At 46.1% G+C, this 21332-nt stretch carries 20 protein-coding genes, 3 tRNA genes and 1 pseudogene; 13 read left to right on the top strand and 11 right to left on the bottom strand.

All coding sequences use genetic code 11. The annotated features are described in order from the left end of the window. Window positions 1-35: 35 nt before the first annotated feature. Genes Q4592_RS21360 through Q4592_RS21330 form a run of 7 tightly spaced genes read right to left on the bottom strand, consistent with a single transcriptional unit; the run spans window position 36 to window position 7453 of the window. Window positions 36-578 (bottom strand): cupin domain-containing protein, encoded by a 543-nt coding sequence (locus tag Q4592_RS21360; RefSeq protein WP_137672381.1) that lies wholly within the window; start codon window positions 576-578, stop codon window positions 36-38. A gap of 27 nt (window positions 579-605) precedes the next feature. Further along, window positions 606-1451: an ABC transporter permease subunit gene (locus Q4592_RS21355; protein WP_137672380.1), complete on the bottom strand. Its 846-nt coding sequence runs from the start codon at window positions 1449-1451 to the stop codon at window positions 606-608. Beyond that, window positions 1451-2377 carry a putrescine ABC transporter permease PotH gene (gene potH / locus Q4592_RS21350; RefSeq protein WP_303516828.1) on the bottom strand — a complete coding sequence of 309 codons (927 nt, stop codon included), beginning with the start codon at window positions 2375-2377 and terminating at the stop codon, window positions 1451-1453. The genes Q4592_RS21355 and potH overlap by 1 nt, the downstream gene beginning before the upstream one ends. Then, window positions 2374-3513: a putrescine ABC transporter ATP-binding subunit PotG gene (potG, locus tag Q4592_RS21345; RefSeq protein ID WP_137672378.1), complete on the bottom strand. Its 1140-nt coding sequence runs from the start codon at window positions 3511-3513 to the stop codon at window positions 2374-2376. The genes potH and potG overlap by 4 nt, the downstream gene beginning before the upstream one ends. Before the next feature lie 60 nt (window positions 3514-3573). Then, the gene (locus Q4592_RS21340; protein ID WP_303516825.1) at window positions 3574-4683 is read right to left on the bottom strand and encodes an extracellular solute-binding protein; all 1110 of its coding nucleotides are present in this window, start codon (window positions 4681-4683) and stop codon (window positions 3574-3576) included. A 47-nt stretch (window positions 4684-4730) separates the two neighbouring features. Further along, complete coding sequence (locus Q4592_RS21335) at window positions 4731-6089, bottom strand: aspartate aminotransferase family protein (RefSeq protein ID WP_303516823.1); 1359 nt, start codon at window positions 6087-6089, stop codon at window positions 4731-4733. 32 nt (window positions 6090-6121) lie between these two features. Continuing rightward, window positions 6122-7453: a glutamine synthetase family protein gene (locus Q4592_RS21330; RefSeq protein ID WP_137672375.1), complete on the bottom strand. Its 1332-nt coding sequence runs from the start codon at window positions 7451-7453 to the stop codon at window positions 6122-6124. Window positions 7454-7686: 233 nt separating this feature from the next. Here Q4592_RS21330 and Q4592_RS21325 point away from each other — a divergent pair, with 233 nt between their 5' ends. From Q4592_RS21325 to Q4592_RS21315, 3 genes are all read left to right on the top strand, one after another. Continuing rightward, on the top strand, window positions 7687-9057 hold the full coding sequence (locus tag Q4592_RS21325) for a glutamine synthetase family protein (RefSeq protein ID WP_303516819.1): 1371 nt from the start codon (window positions 7687-7689) through the stop codon (window positions 9055-9057). 51 nt (window positions 9058-9108) lie between these two features. Further along, the gene (locus Q4592_RS21320) at window positions 9109-10386 is read left to right on the top strand and encodes an FAD-binding oxidoreductase (RefSeq protein ID WP_303516817.1); all 1278 of its coding nucleotides are present in this window, start codon (window positions 9109-9111) and stop codon (window positions 10384-10386) included. Between the two features lie 147 nt (window positions 10387-10533). After that, window positions 10534-11505, top strand: a complete 972-nt coding sequence (locus Q4592_RS21315) for an aldo/keto reductase family oxidoreductase (RefSeq protein WP_303516816.1) — start codon at window positions 10534-10536, stop codon at window positions 11503-11505. A 53-nt stretch (window positions 11506-11558) separates the two neighbouring features. On the opposite strand, the gene Q4592_RS21310 is transcribed toward Q4592_RS21315, so the two are convergent. Further along, complete coding sequence (locus Q4592_RS21310) at window positions 11559-12896, bottom strand: MATE family efflux transporter (RefSeq protein WP_303516814.1); 1338 nt, start codon at window positions 12894-12896, stop codon at window positions 11559-11561. Window positions 12897-13074: 178 nt separating this feature from the next. Here Q4592_RS21310 and Q4592_RS21305 point away from each other — a divergent pair, with 178 nt between their 5' ends. The 7 genes from Q4592_RS21305 to Q4592_RS21275 all read left to right on the top strand — a co-directional run bounded on the left by Q4592_RS21305 (window position 13075) and on the right by Q4592_RS21275 (window position 16221). Continuing rightward, window positions 13075-13377, top strand: a complete 303-nt coding sequence (locus Q4592_RS21305) for a hypothetical protein (RefSeq protein ID WP_303516812.1) — start codon at window positions 13075-13077, stop codon at window positions 13375-13377. After that, the gene (locus tag Q4592_RS21300; protein ID WP_303516810.1) at window positions 13308-13556 is read left to right on the top strand and encodes a GNAT family N-acetyltransferase; all 249 of its coding nucleotides are present in this window, start codon (window positions 13308-13310) and stop codon (window positions 13554-13556) included. The genes Q4592_RS21305 and Q4592_RS21300 overlap by 70 nt, the downstream gene beginning before the upstream one ends. A 19-nt stretch (window positions 13557-13575) precedes the next feature. Continuing rightward, window positions 13576-14022, top strand: coding sequence for a DUF3291 domain-containing protein (locus Q4592_RS21295; protein ID WP_303516808.1), 447 nt, complete (start codon window positions 13576-13578; stop codon window positions 14020-14022). A gap of 89 nt (window positions 14023-14111) precedes the next feature. Continuing rightward, the gene (locus tag Q4592_RS21290) at window positions 14112-15653 is read left to right on the top strand and encodes a glutamate synthase-related protein (protein ID WP_303516806.1); all 1542 of its coding nucleotides are present in this window, start codon (window positions 14112-14114) and stop codon (window positions 15651-15653) included. Window positions 15654-15804: 151 nt separating this feature from the next. Continuing rightward, window positions 15805-15881, top strand: a tRNA-Arg gene (locus Q4592_RS21285). Window positions 15882-15910: 29 nt separating this feature from the next. After that, a tRNA-His gene (locus tag Q4592_RS21280) sits at window positions 15911-15986 on the top strand. A 158-nt stretch (window positions 15987-16144) separates the two neighbouring features. Continuing rightward, window positions 16145-16221 (top strand) — tRNA-Pro (locus tag Q4592_RS21275). A gap of 279 nt (window positions 16222-16500) precedes the next feature. Here Q4592_RS21275 and Q4592_RS21270 read toward each other — a convergent pair. Continuing rightward, window positions 16501-16812, bottom strand: coding sequence for a hypothetical protein (locus Q4592_RS21270; protein WP_303516804.1), 312 nt, complete (start codon window positions 16810-16812; stop codon window positions 16501-16503). A gap of 224 nt (window positions 16813-17036) precedes the next feature. On the opposite strand from Q4592_RS21270, the gene Q4592_RS21265 reads away from it, so the two are divergent. Next, window positions 17037-17903, top strand: coding sequence for an ABC transporter substrate-binding protein (locus Q4592_RS21265; protein ID WP_303516802.1), 867 nt, complete (start codon window positions 17037-17039; stop codon window positions 17901-17903). Between the two features lie 18 nt (window positions 17904-17921). Here the strand turns inward: Q4592_RS21265 and Q4592_RS21260 are convergent, their stop codons facing one another. Continuing rightward, window positions 17922-18269: a hypothetical protein gene (locus tag Q4592_RS21260; RefSeq protein ID WP_303516800.1), complete on the bottom strand. Its 348-nt coding sequence runs from the start codon at window positions 18267-18269 to the stop codon at window positions 17922-17924. A 274-nt stretch (window positions 18270-18543) separates the two neighbouring features. On the opposite strand from Q4592_RS21260, the gene galM reads away from it, so the two are divergent. Next, on the top strand, window positions 18544-19575 hold the full coding sequence (gene galM, locus Q4592_RS21255) for a galactose-1-epimerase (RefSeq protein WP_303516798.1): 1032 nt from the start codon (window positions 18544-18546) through the stop codon (window positions 19573-19575). Window positions 19576-19674: 99 nt separating this feature from the next. Next, on the top strand, window positions 19675-20220 hold the full coding sequence (locus Q4592_RS21250) for a lipid-binding SYLF domain-containing protein (protein ID WP_303516796.1): 546 nt from the start codon (window positions 19675-19677) through the stop codon (window positions 20218-20220). Window positions 20221-20268: 48 nt separating this feature from the next. Here Q4592_RS21250 and Q4592_RS21245 read toward each other — a convergent pair. Next, window positions 20269-21231: pseudogene (locus Q4592_RS21245) on the bottom strand (integron integrase). Window positions 21232-21332 lie beyond the last annotated feature (101 nt).

Here is a 21332-nt window from a genome sequence, read left to right as displayed (position 1 = left end):
CTTTTTTGTGGCAATAATTTATCTGAATGCTGGGGCTAGAAGGTTGGCGGAGTCGCGGCGCTAATTAACTCACATTCATCTTTGCTTTTATTGCGGAAGCGGTGCGGTTTGCGGGTTTCAAAGTAGTAGGAGTCGCCGGCTTTTAATACTTTAGATTTGCTGCCAACGGTAATCTCAATTTCCCCACGAATCACAATCCCGCCTTCTTCGCCTTCATGTTGAATAAACTCGGTGCCGGTATCTGCGCCGGGTGGGTAAATTTCGCGTAAAATAGCCAACTGACGGCCATTATGTTTGCTGCCGACCAATAGCATTTTTACCATGCCATCACCTAAGTCGGTGAGTTCGTCTTCGCTATAAAAAATCTTATCGTCGCTTTCCATTTCTAAGGTGAAAAACTCGCCCATAGAAATAGGAATTGCATCAAGGATCTTTTTCAAAGAGCCAACCGAAGGGTTAACTTGGTTCTGCTCAATTTGCGAGATCATACTGTTAGTGACCCCGCTTAATTTTGCTAATTCTCGTTGCGAAATGCCGCGCATTAAGCGAATACTTTTCAGGCGTTTTCCAACATCCATTAAGTTTGTTTCCTCAATTTCTAACGCCTATTTAGCATTGCCGGTTCTTAATTCCTGCAAGCGACGTTTCTCTGCTTTGGCCATAATCCACCAAGCAATAAAAGTAGCGACAGATACTACACCAATTATCAGTGTGGCTAGGGCATTAATTTTGGGACTTACCCCTAACCTTACGCTAGAAAACACCACCATTGGTAAGGTTGTTGCGCTCGGGCCCGAGACAAAGCTCGCGATGACTAAGTCATCTAAGGATAAGGTAAAGGCCAATAACCAACCCGCCACAATCGCCGGTAAAATGGTGGGTAAGGTAATCACAAAAAATACTTTTAAGGGGGTAGCCCCTAAATCCATGGCGGCTTCTTCAATGCTTTTATCTAGCTCACGTAGGCGCGAACTCACCACTACCGAGACATAAGCAGTACAAAAAGTAACGTGGGCAATCCAAATGGTTAACATGCCGCGTTGGCTAAATAAATCAAACACTTGCCCCAAAGAAATGAACAGCAGTAACAGGCTTAAACCGGTGATAACTTCTGGCATAACTAAGGGGGCAGTAATCATAAAGGCAAAGCTGGTTTCGCCTCTAAACTTGTTATAACGGGTCATCACAAAAGCGGCCAAAGTACCCAATACCACCGCGGCGGTGGCCGACATAAAACCAATCAACAAGCTAAGCGTAATGCCGTTCATTAGTAGGGCGTCGTCAAACAAAGCACCATACCATTTGGTAGAAAAACCACTCCATACCGTGACTAAACGGTTGGCATTAAACGAGTAGATGATCAGGCTTAAAATAGGCAAATAAAGAAAAGATAAGCCTAAGCCGAGTATCGCCCACTTCCACTTGGTTTTGTAAACGGGGATAGCGTCCATTAGCCGGCCTCCATTTCACGTTTTTGATAGCGATAAAAGAACATAATTGGCACCATTAATAGCAGTAACATCACCGAGGCAACAGCGGCGGCCACCGGCCAATCGCGGTTATTAAAGAACTCTTGCCAGAGAATTTTACCAATCAAAATGGAGTCTGGGCCGCCTAATAATTCAGGAATAACAAACTCGCCCACGGCTGGAATAAATACCAACATCGAGCCGGCAATAATACCGGCCTTGGTTAATGGCAACAGCACTTTAAGCAGCACGGTGGTGGTAGACGCACCTAAGTCGCGAGCGGCCTCTACTAAGGAGTAATCGACGCGCATTAAGGCGGTATATAAAGGCAAAATCATGAACGGTAAATAGGTGTATACAATGCCAATATACACCGCGGTATCGGTATGCAATATTCGCAAAGGTTCGTCGATAATCCCGGTGTACATCAAGATATTGTTTAAGAAGCCGTTGTTTTTAAGAATGCCAATCCATGCGTAAACACGGATCAAAAAGCTGGTCCATGAAGGTAAAATAATTAGCATTAACAATATATTACGATTAGCGGGGCTAGAGTGAACAATTGCCCAAGCCATGGGAAAGCCAATGATTAAACACAACAAGGTTGAGATGGAAGCAATCCGTACCGACTGCAAGTAAGAGCTAATGTACAGGCTGTCTTCAATTAAGTAAGCGTAGTTGCCTAGGTTTAGCAGTATTTGCACCTGCTCCTCGGCCATTGTCATCAGCTGAGTGTAAGGTGGAATAGCAATAACCGCTTCGGCAAAACTAATTTTGAAGACGATGAAAAACGGCATCAAAAAGAATAGAAATAACCAAAAGTAGGGCACGGCGAGTATCGCACAGCGGCCACTGGGCGTAAGGCGAGTGAGCCACTTTTTGAGTTTGGCTGATGATTGAGTGGTCATATTTTTAACACCACGCAGCTATCGGCTTGCCAGCATAGGTAAACTTGGTCTTCCCAGGTGGGCATATTATTGCGATGGCGGCTGCTGTTAGGCATGGCTGCCGTTACCCGCTTACCGCTGGCCAAGCGTACATAATAAATTGATTGGTCACCTAAGTAGGCAATGTCTTCTACGGTGCCTTGGCATACGTTGTTGGTACGTCCTTTTAGGGTTTTGAAAATACTCATTTTTTCGGGGCGTACCGCCACCATAAATGGCACGCCAGGGGCTGATGATACACCGTGGTTGAGACTAATAGGAAAGCCCAGTTCTTGGCTATCAATGGTGGCGCTGTCGTTATCGTTGTCGCGTAATACACCCTCGAACACGTTCACCGAGCCAATAAATTCGGCGCTAAAACGCGAGTTGGGGTATTCGTAAATTTCTTCTGGTTCGCCCACTTGAATAAACTGGCCGCGATTCATAATCGCAATCCGGCTAGCCATGGTCATGGCTTCTTCTTGATCGTGGGTCACCATTACGCAAGTAACGCCCACTTTCTCAAGAATATCCACTACCTCAAGCTGCATTTGCCCGCGAAGGTTTTTATCCAGTGCGCCCATTGGTTCATCTAGTAGCAGTAATTTAGGGCGTTTGGCTAAACTTCTGGCAAGCGCTACGCGCTGACGTTGGCCACCAGATAGTTGATGAGGCTTGCGCTTGGCGTAGTTTCTCATGCGCACCAATTCCAGCATTCTTGCCACGGTGTCGGCTATTTCGTCTTTTGGGAGTTTGTCTTGTTTCAAACCAAAGGCGATGTTTTGTTCTACGGTCATATGCGGGAACAAGGCATAAGACTGAAACATCATATTTACTGGGCGTCGATGCGGCGGTACGCCAATAAGATCTTGGCCGTCGAGAATAATGCTGCCCGAGCTGGGTTTTTCAAAGCCGGCCAGCATTCTTAACAGCGTTGATTTACCACAACCTGATGCACCTAGCAGTGCAAAAATCTCACCTTTGTTAATGGTAAGGCTTACGTTATCTACCGCGATGGCTCCATCGTAATCTTTGCTAATACTTTCAATGTGTAACAAAGGCTCCGGAGCCTTTTCTCCGTCTACCGGAAGCTTTGAAATGTGTGACACCGCAGCCATTGCGGATCCTCCATCAAGAAACAAAAACGTGCTTGCCACCCTTAGGTGGCAAGCGACTCGCTAGTTTTGAAGAAACTTAGTCCAAGAGCGAGTAAGTGTGCGTGACACTTTCGCTGGCGTTACCTTTGCGCCATACAGCTTGGCTAGGGTTTCGTCACTTGGATAAATACCTGGGTGCTCAATAATTTCGGGATCAATAAACTCCTTCGACGCTGGCGTTGGGTTGGCATACCACACGTAGTTAGAGATTTCTGAAATCACCTTAGGCTGCAATAAAAAGTTAATGAATTTATGCGCGTTATCTTTATGTGGCGCATCTGCTGGAATCGCCATGAGATCAAACCACGCTAAAGCGCCTTCCTGCGGGATTACATATTCCACCTCAACGCCATTGTCGGCTTCTGCCGCGCGATCTGAGGCTTGTAGCACATCGCCAGACCAACCAATAGCCACACAAATGTCCCCATTCGCTAAGTCATTTATGTATTGCGAAGAGTGGAAATAAGTGACGTAAGGGCGAACTGCTTTTAGCAGCTGGTAAGCTTCGCCGGTGTCTTTGTAATCGCTAGGATCAACACTATTTGGGTCTTTACCCACATAGTGTAGCGCCGCTGCAAACAGCTCAGTTGGGGCGTTTAAAAATGCGACGCCACACTTTTGCAGTTTTTCCATATTCTCTGGTTTAAACACTAAATCCCAACTATTGGTGGGGGCGTTTTCGCCAAGCACTTCTTTAACTTTGTTTACGTTGTAACCTAAGCCTGTGGTTCCCCATAAATAGGGCACTGCATATTGGTTGCCCGGATCTGCAGTGTCATCAAGCATGCCCATAATTTTAGCATCTAAATTGCTATAATTAGTGAGTTTTGTTTTGTCTAATTTGATAAACGCACCAGCTTGAACTTGGCGAGCTAAAAAGTCTGAGGTAGGAACCACAAGATCGAAGCCGGTTGATCCCGATAGGATTTTAGCTTCTAGCACTTCGTTTGAGTCAAATACGTCGTAAACCACCTTAATGCCCGTTTCGGCTTCAAACTGAGCAATGGTATCTTCGGCGATATAATCTGACCAATTGTATACATTAAGCACTTTTTCTTCTGCTGCCTGCAGGTTCATTGCGCTGGCAGTTAACAGGGAAGCTATGGTTAGCTTCAGGCTAGCTTTGTTCATCAATGTTCTCCAATTCCATGTGGTGTTTGCTCGTACTGCTTCGCGGATTAACTCAATGCCTGCAGAGTGTCATCCAAACTTTGTTTTGCCAGTGTGATTAACTGATCTATTTGTTGTTTAGTGATAACCAATGGAGGGGAAATAATCATGGTGTCGCCACAGGCGCGCATAATTAATCCATTGTTAATGCATATATCGCGACATACGCCGCCAGCGCCAACATCCTTGCCGTAGCGCTGGTTGGTGTTTTTATTGGCGACTAATTCTATGGCTGCCACCATGCCTTTACTGCGTGCTTCACCCACTAAAGGATGTTCGCCCAACTCTCGCCAGCGTTGGGCAAGGTAAGGGGCGGTGTCGTTACGCACAGTGTTAACAATGTTTTCTTGCTGCATGATGCGAATGTTTTCAATGGCTACAGCACAAGCCGCTGGGTGACCGGAATACGTAAAGCCGTGGGCAAACTCGGTATCGGCGTCAATTAAGCCTTGTGCCACGTTATCCGACACCATTACTGCGCCCAGTGGCAAGTATCCTGAGGTAATGCCTTTGGCTAAGCACAACAGGTCGGGTTTAATGTTATAGGTTTGGCTGGCAAACCATTCGCCAGTGCGGCCAAAGCCACAAATCACTTCATCTACTATCAGTAAAATTTGGTACTTATCGCAGATCCGTTGAATCTCTGGCCAGTAGCTATCGGGGGGAATTATCACTCCGCCAGCTCCTTGAATGGGCTCGGCGATAAAGGCGGCGACCTTGTCTTCACCTAATTCGAGGATCTTTTGCTCTAACTGGCGAGCGCGCTCTACACCAAAGGCCTGCGGATCTTGGCCTTGGCCCTCTTCAAACCAATAGGGTTGGTCGATATGGCAAATGTTGGGCAGCGGTAAGCCACCTTGAGCGTGCATAAAACCCATACCGCCAAGGCTGGCACCCGCCATAGTGCTACCGTGATAAGCATTGTTGCGGCTAATGATTTCGAGCTTGTTCGGCTGGCCTTTGCTAGCCCAATAGTGGCGAACCATACGCACCACGGTGTCGTTACATTCTGAGCCTGAGCCAGTAAAAAATGCTCGATTTAATCCCTCGGGCGTAAGCTCAGCCAGCAGTTTAGACAGCTCTACCGCAGGGCTATGAGTGGTTTGAAAAAACAAGTTGTAGTAAGGCAGTTGCTGCATTTGTTTGGCCGCCGCATCAACCAACTCTTGGCGACCATAGCCTAAATTTACACACCATAGTCCGGCCATGGCATCGAGCAACTTGTTGCCTTCATTATCGTATACAAAAACACCTTCGCCTCGTTCTATCACTCTAGCTCCTTTCGCATTTAACTCCTTAAAGTTAGTGAAAGGGTGCAAGCAGTGGGCGCTGTCTTGTTGTTGTATCGTTAATGTTGCTGTGCTCATTTTGCCTCCTAATGGCCGGGGTAACTCATTGTTTATACGTTGAGCAATAAAAACTCACGTTCCCATGAACTAATCACTTTGAAATAGGTTTGGTATTCTTTGCGCTTCACCGCCACGTAGCAGTTAACAAAACGCTCGCCGAGAATGTCCTTTAGTTCGTCACACTGCTCTAGCTTAACCAGCGCTTCTTCTAAGGTGCCGGGCAAGGTGTAGCGGTCTTCGCTAACGTCTCCGGTTTCTTGGGCAGACGGTACGAGTTTGTTTTTCATGCCTATGTAGCCGCAGGCCAAGGTAAGCGCCATTGCCAAATAAGGGTTGGCATCGGCACCGGCAAAGCGGTTTTCTACTCGGCGGTTTTGCGCATCAGACAAGGGGACACGTAATCCTACGGTGCGGTTGTCGATGCCCCATTGCAGATTAATCGGTGCTGAGTCACCAAACATTAAACGGCGATAGCTGTTCACGTTGGGTGCGTAGAAGGCAATGCTGGCGGGAGTGTATTGCTGTAGGCCAGCAATAAAACTTAAAAATTGCTCGCTGTTGCTGCCATCACTATTGGCAAACAGATTGTTACCATCAAAATCTTCCAAACTCTGGTGAATGTGCATGGCACTGCCGGGTTCATCTTCCATAGGTTTAGCCATGAACGTGGCGTAGGTATCGTGTTGCAGCGCGGCTTCGCGCATGGTGCGTTTAAACAAGAAGACTTGGTCACAGGCGAGTACTGGTTCGCCATGATCAAAGTTAATCTCCATTTGTGCGGCACCGGATTCATGCACCAAGGTATCTACATCGAGGTTTTGCGCCTCACAGTAGTCGTACATATCTTCAAACAGCGGATCAAATTCGTTTACCGCGTCAATACTAAACGATTGGCGAGCGGTTTCTGGGCGACCATTACGGCCAATGGGCGGCTCAAGGGGGTAGTCCCAATCGACGTTTTTCTTCACTAAGAAAAACTCGAGCTCTGGGGCAACAATGGGCTTCCAACCTTCTTTCTCATATAAGGCCAGCACTTTTTTTAGCACCGAGCGCGGCGCCATACCAATTAACTCACCGTCGGCGGTGTAGCAATCGTGAATCAGCTGAGCGGTGGGTTCTTTTGCCCAAGGTACAAAACGTACGCTGTCGGTGTCGGGTTCAAGGTTCATGTCCTTTTCGGTCCAGTCGAACAGTTCATCGTCGTCTGGCCAGTCACCGGTTACAGTTTGGTAGAAAATTGATTCTGGAAGGCGCATACCGCCTTCTTTGAGGTATTTGCTTGCGGGGATAATTTTACCGCGGGCGTTACCGGTAATATCGGGGATGAGGCATTCAACTTCGGTTATCTTGTTATCCGCAAACCACTTCCTGACGTTATCCATAATCACCTGTTATTTATTGTTAAGTAAACTAGGGCATATATCGACGCCCTCGGCTTTTTGCTCCGTGCTAATTAGAATTGTCACGATTTGGCGATAAAGTCAACAAGGTGTTAACTAAAACCTAAATATAGCGTCTTTTTTGGCTTATAAGGCAAAATTATTTGCATTATACTTAACACTATGTTGTAAATCTAAGGGCTGTAAGGGACGTTTTTACTGAGGGACTGTTAATTATGTTGAAACACCAGCCGCAGGATCGAGCAGATAGTTTGCTTGAGCAAGTACACCACTTTTTGGCCGCTCATCCGCATCTAGAAAGCATTGATTTAATGCTTTCAGATATGAATGGGGTGATTCGAGGTAAACGTATTGAAGCGGCATCTTTGGAAAAAATAGCCAAAGAAGGTATGTGTTTGCCTGCATCGGTGTTTGCCTTAGACATATGTGGTGAAACAGTTGAAGAAACAGGCCTAGGTTTTGAACAGGGTGACGGCGATAGAATTTGCCACATACTGCCGCACAGTTTAAGTGTTATCCCATGGAAGAAAAATGCCGCGCAAGCTCTTGTCACCATGCATGAAGTGGACGGCCAGCCGTTTTTTGCCGACCCTCGTCAGTTATTAACTAAAACACTTAGCCGCTTGCAGCAGCGCGGTATGTTCCCTTGTGTTGCTATAGAGTGGGAGTTTTACTTACTGGATGCGCGTAGTGAAAATCGCCAACCGCAAGCGCCTTTATTACCTAAATCGCAACAACGCATGCAGCAAACCCAAGTTTACTCCCTAGATGAGCTAGACGAGTTTTCTGAATTTATTCGAGACATTCAAGACTACTGCCATACCCAAAACATTCCCAGCGACAATGTAATTGCCGAATATGCACCCGGCCAGTTTGAAGTGACCTTGCAGCACCAAGAAGATCCGCTTTTAGCCTGCGACCAAGCCATTTTGCTTAAACGCGCCATTAAGGCGGTGGCTAAACAACATGGTTATTTAGCCACGTTTATGGCCAAGCCCTATGCCGAGCATTCGGGTAATGGCTGCCATGTGCACATCAGTATGTTAGATGAATTGGGCAATAATCGATTTGCTAAAGATAGCGCGTTGTTGGAACACGCCCTTGCGGGTTTACTCGATACCATGCCACAAGCCATTGCCTTACTGGCACCTAACGCCAACTCTTATCGCCGTTTTCAACCCGATATGTTTGTGCCGCTACAGGCAAACTGGGGCTGGGATAACCGCACTGTTGCCTTGCGTATTCCCTCTGGTAGTAAGGCGAATACACGTATTGAACATCGCGTAGCAGGCGCAGATTGTAATCCATACATTGTTATGTCGGCTTTATTGGCGGGTATTGATTATGGTATTGACCAGCAGTTAGATTGCGCCGAAGCGGTTAGTGGTGACGCCAGTAAAGCTAACGCGCCGGCTTTACCTACCTATTGGCAGCAAGCTTTAAAAACTTTTTCCCACTCTAGATTATGGTCTCTCTTAGGTGAGGACTTTAGCCATGTTTATCACGCCAATAAGCTCAGCGAATGGCATCGCTTTGAAGCACAAGTCTCGCCCTTAGAGCAGCAGTGGTATCAACAAATGGTGTAGCGCTTAGCCAACAGGGAAGCAGCAGTTTATTTTTAGATCAAAGGTGAGTACATGAAAGCGCAACATGCAAATTCCTATTATGCGGCGAGTGCGAATCTGCAGCTTGATTATCCGCAACTGAAGGGAGACCAGCAAGCAGATGTATGTGTGGTGGGTGCAGGCATAACCGGCGCGACTACCGCCCTAGAGTTGGCCAGCAAAGGTTATAAAGTCATCCTTTTAGAAGGTGAGCGAGTAGGCTGGGGCGCCTCGGGTCGCAGTGGCGGCCAAGCAATTTTTGGCTGGGCCTCGGAGCAGTCAACGCTTGAAAAGCTAATGGGTAAAGATGATGCCAAAAAGATGTGGGATTTGTCGGTAGAGGCTTTAGCCGTTACCAAGGCCAATATTAACAAGCACAAAATTGATTGTGATTGGCAAGATGGTCAAATTCATGTGGCAATTAAAGATCGCCATGTAACAGAGCTAAAAGCATGGCACGAGCAACTCAGCAGCGATTATGGTTATGACCAACTAGAATATTGGAACCGTGACAAGCTAGAAAGCCAGCTCGCTAGTCCGCGTTATTTAGGCGGCATGTTCGACCCCAATAGTGGCCATTTGCACCCACTAAATTATACCTTGGGTTTAGTTGAAGCCGCTGAATTAGCAGGCGCTGAGATTTATGAAGACAGTAAAGTCACCAAGATTGAACATGGCAGTAAAGTAAGCATAACCACCGCCAGCGGCAGTGTGACTTGTTCCCATGTGGTGCTGGCGTGTAACGCCTATATGGAAGGGCTGAATAGCAAATTAGAAAGCCGAGTGATGCCAGTGGGTACTTACATTTGCGCGACCAAGCCCTTAGGCGAGCAGCGAATTCGTGAGTTAATTGCTAACAATATGGCAGTGTGTGACATTAATTTTGTATTGGATTACTACCGCTGTTCTGGTGATCATCGCATGTTGTTTGGTGGCCGAGTGAGTTACTCAGGCATAGAGCCTCGCGATCTCGCAAAAACCATGAAGCAACGTATGGATTGGGTATTCCCGCAATTGGCCGATGAACAAGTCGAGTTTGCGTGGGGAGGCAATGTGGGCATAACCATTAACCGCGCCCCACACTTTGGCCGTATTGCCCCTAATGTGTATTTTGCTCAGGGCTTTTCTGGGCATGGTATTGCCGCTACCGGATTGGCTGGCCAGCTAATGGCTGAGTCGATTATGGCAACATCTGAACGCTTCGATATTTTTGAAAAAATCCCCCATATGCCTTTCCCTGGTGGGCGGTTGTTACGCACGCCGGCTTTGGTATTAGCCATGAGCTACTATCGCTTACGCGATCTTCTTTAAAGTTTAATGCAGTGCTTACTTGGTTTAGCACTGCATTGTTTTACTGCTTCGAACTATAGTGCGTAAATTCTGCCTATAAACCTATTAGCCTGTGAAGATTTATCGTTATACTTGCTCAATATTCGTAACAATAAAGGCATGCGACAAATGGCTGCATCTCCAATTAATTTAGTTTTACCTAAGGCGAGCCGCCTCGTTTATGGCTGTATGGGCTTAGGCGGTAACTGGGACAACTCTCCAGTAAACCAAGACCATGTAAATCAAGCGAACGCGGCAATTGATGCTGCTTTAGAGATTGGCATTAACTATTTCGACCACGCCGACATTTACACCATGGGTAAAGCCGAGCAGGTATTTGGTCAGGTATTGGCGCAGCGCCCAGAGTTACGTGAGCAAATTATTTTGCAAACCAAATGTGCGATTCGCTTTGGAGATGATCAGTGGTGCGGTCGCTACGATTGGTCGGCAGATTATATTCGTCAAAGTGTTGAAGATTCGTTACGTCGTCTGCAAAGTGACAGCATTGATGTGATGATGCTACATCGCCCTGATCCGCTAGCTGAAATGGATGAAGTGGCCGAAGTACTGCAAGCGCTTAAAGACAGCGGCAAAGTACAGCATTTTGGTGTGTCTAATATGAGCGGTGCTCAAATTGCACATTTGCAATCAGTACTCAGCTTCCCGCTGGTGGCTAACCAACTAGAAATGAGCTTGTCTAAGCTTGATTGGTTAAATCACAACATTGCAGTGAACGACGAGCAAGTGAAAGGGCATAGTTTTGCTGCGGGCACCCTAGAATATTGCGCGATGAATAAGGTGCAAATTCAAGCTTGGGGCAGTTTAGCGCGTGGTTTGTTTAGTGGTGCCGACCTATCTAATGCAAATCAACAACAGCGCGATACCGCGCAGTTAGTTCGCCAGTATGCAGACCAGTACTCGACCTCTCCTGAGGCCATTGTATTGGCGTGGTTAATACGCCACCCTGCGGGTATTCAGCCAGTGATTGGCAGTGTTAATGTTGATCGTATTCGCGCCTGTGCAGATGCCACTAAAGTTGAGCTAAGCCGCGAGCAGTGGTACCAACTTTACGTGACTTCGCGTGGTCAGGCCTTACCATAGGCGAATGACTTACGTTGAAAAGCCGAGCTGATGCTCGGCTTTTTTATGCCTTTTCAGGCCTGTTTTAAAGCGAGTTCAGCCTTAAACTGTTGCACTAATTTTACCAGCCACCATGCGACTAACAGGCTGAGTAATACCGTAGATAAGGGCATAACCAGCCAAATGCCATTCACTCTAAACAAGAATGGTAGAACCAACATAAAGGGCAGCTGAATAGCCATGTTGCCAAGTGAAATAAAGGTGGCACGGCTGGCCCGGTTGATTGACTGAAACACCACTGCACCGGTAAATACCAAGCCGTCTAAGGGCATAGCCCAAAGATGCAGGCGAATGCCGCTTACGGTGGCGTCTAGCAAGGCGGGGTCATCGTTATTAAACACTCCCACGCTAAACTCGCTAAATCCATTCATCAGTAGTACGGCTGCCACCCCAGTCCCCAAAATAATGCTAAATCCTAAGGCCATTACTTTAAGTACGTTGTCATATCGTTTGGCGCCATAGTTATAAGATATTAGCGGCTGCATGCCATTGGCAAAACCTTCTGCGATAAAGTAATAAATCACACTCAGGTAAAGCACAATCGCATAAGCGCCAGTTTCGGTTATGCTGCCGTAGCGTAAAAAGAGGTAGTTATGAATCAGCGTAATAAAAGCGGTATAAACAGTGGTGAAAAAGCTACTCAAGCCTAAATTAGAAATGTTTGCCAAGTAGCGGGTATTTAGCCTAAAACCACTAAACTGAAAACGTAAGTTACTATAGCGCGAGCCAAAATAAGCGAGGGCTAACAGCATCACAATCGCTTGCGCACCCAAAGTTGCATAGGCGGCGCCCGCTAATTCCCAGTTCCATTTTACAATGAATAAGTAGTCGAGGCCGATATTGGCTAAAGCGCCTATTACCATCAAAATGGTGGCAAAATTGGGTGAGTTATCGTTACGGATCAAAATAGGCAGTGCACAGCTAAACAGTACCACTAATGCGCCGTTACCCAGTATGCCTAAGTAGCTTTCTGCCAATTGTTGAATATTACCGCTGGCGCCTTGCCAAGTAATTGGGTTGGCTCCCAGCAAGGCTAAAATAGCGCTGAATATGAGCGCCATTAACACCATTAGTAACAAGGCATGGTTAAACAAGCTTTGTACGCGTTGCTTGTCTCCTTCGCCGCTGGCAATTGAAATGAGTGCTCCTGCTCCCACCCCTACCATTAACCCTAAACCGGTAACCAAGAAAATAATTGGCCAGGCTAAGTTAATGGCTGCTAAGCCTTCGGCACCCAATACTTGGCCAATAAATATTCCATCTACAATTAAGTAAATGCCGCTCACGATCATTGCGACCACAGAAGGGATGGAATAACGCCAAAATTGTTGAGTAATATTTTTACTGAGCATGAGCTATCACTTGTGTTCTAAACGCTGGGTAAAGCTAAGGTGTGAAAGTGGAACCATCATATTCGCTTTACCTAAGCAGGCAAGAGGAAAACTGCGAATTAAGGTATATGTTTAACTGATTGTACATAGCTTAAGGCTTTAGCTGGTTTTAAGCTGCGGTTAATCTCAAGGAAACTAGATGGATAAAGGCTTCACCGTTCGCTTGGCTGAGCTTGATGATGCTGCGGCCATTAGTGTTTTAGTCAGTCAACTTACTCGGCGTTTTTTGGTTGAGGACTTTAGCCCCGCTGGTGCAGCTCGCTTGCTAGATGCCATGAGCGAACAGGCGGTTCGCTCATATCTTCAACAAGGCTTTCGTTATCATCTTGCTGAGCAAACATCAGAAAATAATACTGAGCTGGTGGGGGGGGGGTGGCTACGCGAGACAATCAGCATTTGTATCATCTGTTTGTTGCCGAAAGTGCTCAAGGGCAAGGATTAGCGTCGTGCTTGTGGCAACACGCTAAAGCGTCTTGCTTAGCCAATGGCAATTGTGGCGAGTTTACGGTAAATGCATCGCTTAACGCGAAGGCGATTTATCAGGCATGGGGTTTTGTGGCTGAACAAGAACGCCGTGAAACCAAAGGGATAATTGATGTTCCAATGCGTTTAGTTCTTTAACATACAACAGGATAAAAACATGCATCTAGCTCAGCTTAATATTGCCACTGCTAAAGATGAATTGGATTCTCCTCGCTTGAAAGAGTTCGTAGATAACCTTGAACCGATTAATGCTCTGGCTGAAGCCAGCGAGGGGTTTATATGGCGATTAAAAGACGAGACCGGCAACGCGACCGAGATTCAGGCTTTTAGCAATCCCAGAATCATTGTGAATATGTCGGTATGGCAGTCGGTAGCCAGCTTACAGGCATTTATGTTTAAGACTCATCATGTAGATTTTATGCGCCGCCGCAGTGAGTGGTTTGATAAATCACCGCTGGCGACCTATGTATTGTGGTGGGTTGAACCAGGGCATCGGCCAACGATAGAGGAAGCGTTAGCGCGATTAGAGCACTTGCGAGAACATGGTGAATCTGAACATGCTTTTAGTTTTAAAAGTAAGGTCAAAGCGCCAGCGACTAAGTAACTAAGCCCTCGTGCCAGCCAAAAGCGACTAAGCTGATTGAATGCAAGGCAGCGTAAATTAGCCTGAGCAAGTAAGCGTGAGGAGTGTGTATGAGCAAAGCAATTATTGCCGATAACAAACCTAAAAAGGTAAATTTAGTAAAAGGTGACCAATATTACTTTTGCAGTTGTGGCCGCTCTAAAGCCCAGCCCTTTTGCGATGGCAGCCATGCCGGTACAGGCTTAAGCCCCAAAGCTTTTAAGGCAGAACAAACCGGTGATGCCTATTTATGTGCCTGTAAAACCACCGCTAATAGCCCCTTTTGCGACGGTAGCCACAAGCAAATAAGCAGTGCGCAAATCGGCAAAGAAGCTCCGCAAGCTAGCGCGGTTAATGCTGCGCCTAGTGCGACTCCTACAACTGAAGAACCTACCGTGGCGTTTATTCACCAGTTAGCTCGCGAGGGTTTATCCCAACTTGGGCATCACGGCGCCATGACCTCGATGGGCGTACCAAGGCATTTATTACCGCACTGGGATGATATTCAAATTATGGTGGCGCAAATGGCTACCAAACCCTTGTTAGAAGACCATCCTGTTGCTACGGAGTTGGTTATTGGTCCCGAGGCCAAAAAACCGCTGCGCTTAGATATCCCCTTATTTGTGTCCGATATGAGCTTTGGTGCGTTATCTGAAGAAGCCAAAATTGCTTTAGCCAAAGGGGCTGAATTAGCCGGTACTGGGATATGTTCTGGCGAAGGTGGCATGTTGGCTGAAGAGCAGCAACAAAACTCACGTTATTTTTACGAACTAGCCAGTGCCAAGTTTGGCTATAAAGAATCTTTGTTAGCAGCAGTGCAAGCTTTTCATTTTAAAGGGGGGCAAGGGGCGAAAACAGGCACTGGTGGGCATCTTCCGGGTAATAAAAACCAAGGCAAGATTTCCTTGGTAAGGGGCATTCCAGAAGGTGTATCGGCGATTTCGCCGCCTACATTTCAAGATTTGCACAGCGTGAGTGATTTTAAGCATTTCGCAGATCGCGTGCGCGAGATGAGCGGCGGTATTCCAGTTGGCTTTAAGTTAAGTGCTAATCATATTGAGCGTGATATTCAGTTTGCTTTAGATGCTAGTGCCGACTACATCATTCTCGATGGGCGTGGTGGTGGCACGGGCGCAGCCCCAGAGATATTTAGAGACCACATTAGCGTACCCACTATTCCAGCTTTGGCTAGGGCACGCCGTTACTTAGATCAGCAAGGTGCAAGCGGCAGAGTTACGCTCATTATTACCGGCGGTTTACGCTTGCCAATGGACTTTGTCAAAGCCATGGCTTTGGGCGCTGATGGTATTGCTATTTCTAACAGCGCGATGCAGGCGATTGGTTGTGTTGCGGCTCGAATTTGCAATACCAATAACTGTCCGGCAGGCATTGCTACTCAAAATGCCGACTTGCGCCAACGTTTGAACGTTGATAAATCGGCTCAACAATTGGCTAACTTTTTTGATGCCTCGGTGGCATTAATGACGGTGATGGCCAGAGCGTGTGGTCATGAGCATTTAAATCAGTTCAGTAAAAAGGATTTGGCAACGTGGCATCGAGAAATGGCGCATCTTAGTGGTGTAGCTTATGCGGGCTTTAGTCCCATCGCGTAATTGTGTAGCTGGCGATAAAAAGTACTAAAGAGGGCATAAATCTGGCGGCTTTTTCAGCACTTGTAAGAAAAGCCAGCAAATACATTTTTTTTTATAAAATGTCTTTACAGAAGGGGGCGAAAACCCTAATATACGGCTCCTCCAGCGTTGAGCACCCGTAGCTCAGCTGGATAGAGCGTCGCCCTCCGGAGGCGAAGGTCACAGGTTCGACTCCTGTCGGGTGCGCCATTACTTCGGAAACGCTTGAAAACTCTATGGTGGGTATAGCTCAGTTGGTAGAGCCCCGGATTGTGATTCCGGTTGTCGTGGGTTCAAGCCCCATTACTCACCCCATATTCAGGTTAGCGAAATTCGTTAATCTAAAGCGCTAAAGTTAGGCACTGGATTTATCCAAAAGTAACTTAATCGGTGATAGTGTTTTTAGTAACGCATCATCGCGAAGCTCATAAAGAGTGGAACCAGAGGGTTAGCCTCTATAAATACTAAGAAATCGGTGATTAGCGCAGCTTGGTAGCGCATCTGGTTTGGGACCAGAGGGTCGGGAGTTCGAATCTCTCATCACCGACCACCTTAAAAAAGCCTGCTCATTGAGCAGGCTTTTTGCTTTCTAGGGCTTAGGTAATTTCTTTACCTAGAGTCGGGAGTTCCCTTTTAACCTTGGCTCATCACCGACCACATTCAAAGTCTCGTCAGAAATGACGGGGCTTTTTTGTATCTCAATTGTGCCTATGTTTTGAGGTAAGCAAGCAGGGAGTTCGCCTTTTAACCCTGCTCATCACCGACCACCTTAAAAAGCCTGCTCAATGAGCAGGCTTTTTGCTTTCTAGGGCTTAGGTCATTTCTTTACCTAGAGACGGGAGTTCCCTTTTAACCTTGGCTCATCACCGACCACATTCAAAGCCTCGTCAGAAATGATGAGGCTTTTTTGTATCTGCATTGTGCCCATGTTTTGAGCTAAGAAAGCAGGGAGTTCGCCTTGTAACCTTGGCTTATCGCCGACCACATTCAAGGCCTCGTCAGAAATGACGAGGCTTTTTTGTATCTGCATTGTGCCCATGTTTTGAGCTAAGAAAGCAGAGAGTTCGCCTTTTAACCTTGGCTCATCACCGTCCGCATTCAAAGCCTTGTTAGAAATGGTGAGGATTTTTTGTACCTGCATTGTGTCCGTATTCTGAGGTAAGTAAGTCCGGATTTGGTTTCTAAACTTTTGTTATATCGCTGGTTAAACGATGTGCTCAATTGCCGCGATATTTATCCATAGTAATAATGTGTGAATTATTTACAGGCTGATCAATTTATTGTGAGAACTTTAGCGTTGAGCGCTATTGAAGGGCGTAGATATTTTGTACACTTAAAGTCTGATGACTAAGTAATTTATTTAATATGAAGCACTTATTAGCCACCTCCTTACTATTTATTGCCTTTTGCTCAGCGTCTACTGCTGCTGAGCTAAATACGCTGGTGGTTCAGCATGTTGCCCCGCAAAGTGACAAAGATACCCGCAACGCTTATTTCATTGATCTACTCTCACTAAGCTTAAGTAAAACGAAAACAGATCTAGGCCCATTTCGCTTAGAGAGTAGCAATGTAAAAATGAGCCAAAACCGCGCTTTACAACAATTATCTAAAAGCCAAGATATAGACGTGGTATGGACCATGAGCTCTAGCGAGCGCGAAGCCAACTTTTTACCGATACGTATTCCTTTGTTAAAAGGTTTATTAGGACAGCGCTTGTTAATGATACGGCGCGAAGATCTTGGCCGTTTTGCTCATATCAATACTTTGCAAGATTTACACGCTTTTACTGCGGGGCAGGGTAAAGGCTGGCCTGACAATAAAATACTCGAGGCCAACCAAATTTCGGTGGTAGAGGGCATGAGCTACGAGGGCTTATTTGGCATGTTACAGCGGCAGCGCTTTGATTATTTCCCCCGTGGCATTAATGAAATCTTTGCAGAACTAAAGCAGCACCCGAAAGAAGATTTTGTTGCCGAGCCTCATTTGGCTATTAGCTACCGCGCCCCGATCTATTTTTTTGTTAATAGCAATAATCTCGACTTAGCCGCCCGAATTGAGCAAGGGTTGTGGATTGCCATTAGTGATGGCAGCTTTAACGAGTTGTTTGCGCGCTATCATTATGATGACTTAGCTAAGCAGCTACTTACACGAACAGTGATAAAGCTCGACAACCCTTATCTGCACCCAGACACTCCAAGCGAGCACAGCCCTTTGTGGCTAAAACTGAACTAATCATCGGTAAATGTAAGCCTATTTACCGTAAGCATCGGCCTCAACAGTAATGCACTGTATCGCATAACCTACTCGCCATTTAGTGGTATCACTAATGCTTACATCGCTTAGCATTACAGTGGCCGCTTGTGACTGTTTAGCTTGCTGCAGTGCCAGCTGAGTAGAAGGGCTTTGTTTTAATGGGAGAAGGTATAAAGCATGAGTTTGGCAGTGTTCGCCACTTGCTGGTCCAATATAGTTAAGGCTACTGGCATCCCCTTGATAAAAACTGCGTTCGGCGTAAGAGCCATGATACCCAGTAGAGCATGCAGTGAGCAGCAATGTGGTTATTCCAATAACACCTGTGTGAAGCAACGAGTATGACAAAGCTAATCCTTATGGTTTGCGCCAAACACAGTATAACGCTGGCGTGTAAGTGATGAAACACCGCTTGCTTAAGGCTAGGATAAGGCGATAAGCCTCACAAATTTCTTGTTAAGCGCATTATGTTTTTTATGCTTAGGTAGATTTGTTTGGTAAATATATTATCGTGTAATCATCTAGGTTAAGTACTCTGTAAGCCCCGCTGGCCTTGGCTTTAGTTTAAGCCAAGCGTAAAGACTTAACCTACCCCCTATTATTATTTATCTAGGAGCTGTAAATGTCGTTCGCTAAATCCAACCCCGAAGTGCAAACGTTTACCTTAAAAAATAAACAAGGCAGTGAAGCAACGCTACTGGCTTGGGGGGCAACCTTGGCAAGCTTAAAGATTAAAATGATCAGCGGTGAGTTACGAGAAGTAGTTCTAGGTTGCGACAGCTTTGACGATTACCTAAAACAAAATGCATTTTTGGGCGCTACCGTTGGCCGTTATGCTAACCGTATTAAACAAGCGCATATCGAGTATCAAGGCAAGGGCATTGCTTTAAAGGCTAACCAAGGTGAACACCAACTGCATGGCGCCAGTGATTTTAGTCACCGCGACTGGCAGGGCGAACAACTGGCCGACAACAAAGTACGCTTTACCATTACCTCGCCAGACGGCGAATGTGGCTTTCCGGGCAACATGCAAGTGCAGCTAGATTACACCCTAGATGAAGATAATCAATTAGTGTTGGACTACTCGGCAACAGTAGATAAAGCCTGCCCAGTGAATCTAACTGACCACAGTTACTTTAACTTGAATGCCGCGAGTTCTACTATTTTGCAGCATCAATTATACATTGCCGCCGACCAATACTTGCCTGTAGCAGAAGATGGTATTCCGGTAGACGGTTTAAAAGAGGTGAGTGATACAGGCTTTGATTTTAGGCAGGCTAAAGCCATTGCCGATGATTTGAAAAAAGACGCCGACCAACAACTAGTAGGCGGGTATGACCACAGCTACTTACTACAAAAATCGGTAATAGAGCGTGGAGAGGCTGTGGCGCGAATCGTGGCCGACGATGCCTCATTAGCCATGGAAGTGTATACCAACAAACCGGCTATTCAGCTTTATACCGGCAACTTCTTAACCGGTAATCCAGGGTTTAACGGAGAAACCTATCAAGCGCATAGCGGCGTAGCATTAGAAACTCAGTTCTTACCTGATTCACCTAATCGCCCAGATTGGCCGCACCAAAGTTGCTGGCTAGAACCTGGCGAAACTTACAGTTATCAAACGCGCTATCACGTATATCAACCAAAGGCTTAAGTTTACAGTCCCTTAGAAGTATTTTTGCGCAGCATACCGATTTTTATATACATCGTGTATGCTGCTTGCACCTTACTCCACATCTAGGGACGTTTATTTATGAAGAAATGGTTGGCACTGTGTATTGGTGTATTAGCGTTAAGCTTTCAAGCGGTGGCTGATGATTATCAGACAACAATACAACAGTTTAAAAAATCTGATAGAACCACCCCCTTTTTTAACAATGCCTATGGTTATGCGGTGTTTCCTACCATTGGTAAAGGTGGCATTGGTATTGGCGGCGCATACGGAGAGGGGAATGTTTACCTCGGTGGCATGCCAACGGGTAGTGTGAATATGGGGCAAGTCACCTTAGGTTTCCAGCTCGGTGGCCAAGCATTTAGCCAAATCATCTTCCTTCAAGACAAACGTGCTTACGACGAATTTACCAGTGGTAGCTTTGAATTTGGCGCGCAAGCCAGTGCGGTGGCCTTAACGGTTGGTGCGTCTGCTCAAGCGGGTACATCTGGCACTGGTGCAGCAGCAGGCACTACTCAATCTAAAGCCCACTACGTGAGTGGCTACGCAGTATTTACCTTAGCTAAAGGCGGCTTAATGTACGAAGCCAGTATTGGCGGGCAGAAGTTTAACTTTACGCCCAATTAACCTTCACGACAGTGAACTAAGCGGACTTTTAAGTCCGCTTTTTTGTGCCTAAATGGCGTCTAAAGGACTTGCTACTCCATCGGCTCCCATATTAAGTACATGAGTATAAATTTGTGTAGTACGAATATCGCTGTGGCCTAGTTGAGCTTGAATTGTTCGAATGTCTGTTCCGCGCTGCAGTAAATGAGTCGCAAAAGAGTGGCGTAAAGTATGGCAACTTATGGGTTTTAGGAGTTGAGCTTTGGTTCTAGCTGCTTTTAGTGCTTTTTGGATACCAGTTGGATCAAGATGATGGCGGCGTATACACCCATCATTAGGATCTTTGCTTAAAGAATGAGAAGGGAATAGATAATGCCAAGCAAAATCATAAGGAGCAGAAGGGTACTTCTTCGCTAAGGCGTGTGGTAAATACACTCCGGAATATTCTTTTTTCAACTTGTCGCTTTGGTAATATTGTTGTGCGGTTGAAATTTGCTTTTGAATAAAAGTAACCAGTGATTTAGCCAGAGTCACTCGGCGGTGTTTACCGCCTTTAGCATCCCATACCTCAATACCAAAAAAGTCGAAATCAATATCTTTTATACGTAAACGAAGCATTTCAGATTTTCGTAAACCGCTGCCGTACATTAATTAAGCCATTAATAGATGAGGAGGGGATAGCGCGTTAAGTAGCGAGGTGACTTCAGCGTTTGTAAGCACAACAGGAAGTTTTGCATGACGCTTGCTTTGACGAAAATCCATTGTTGAAGATAAGGGATTATTTACCACCTCGTTATACAAAAAGACCAATGCATTTAAGGCTACAGCTTGGCTTTGCGGTGCCAAATTTCGTTCGTTAGCTAAATGCGTTAAAAAGGCTTCCACCTGATGATTATGCATGTCGCTAGGGTGACGTTTTTGATTGAACAATATAAAACGTTTTATCCATAAGCTGTAGCTACGAATAGTGGATTCTCTAAAGCGCCTAGTTCGCATTTTTTCTTCAACAAAACATAGATACGGAGAACTCATAACTGCACATCTTGACTGTGTTTATATGGCTCTTCACCGTTCTTGGTGGAAAGTCATATCAAGCCCTCCAAAGTGAAATAAAATGGCTCGCTTAAAGCGTT

Origin of the sequence: Agarivorans sp. 1_MG-2023, from assembly GCF_030548385.1 — a bacterium.
Taxonomy (GTDB): Bacteria; Pseudomonadota; Gammaproteobacteria; order Enterobacterales; family Celerinatantimonadaceae; genus Agarivorans.
The sequence above is the reverse complement of the archived record's forward strand: the minus strand, read 5'-3'. Positions and strand labels throughout refer to the sequence as shown.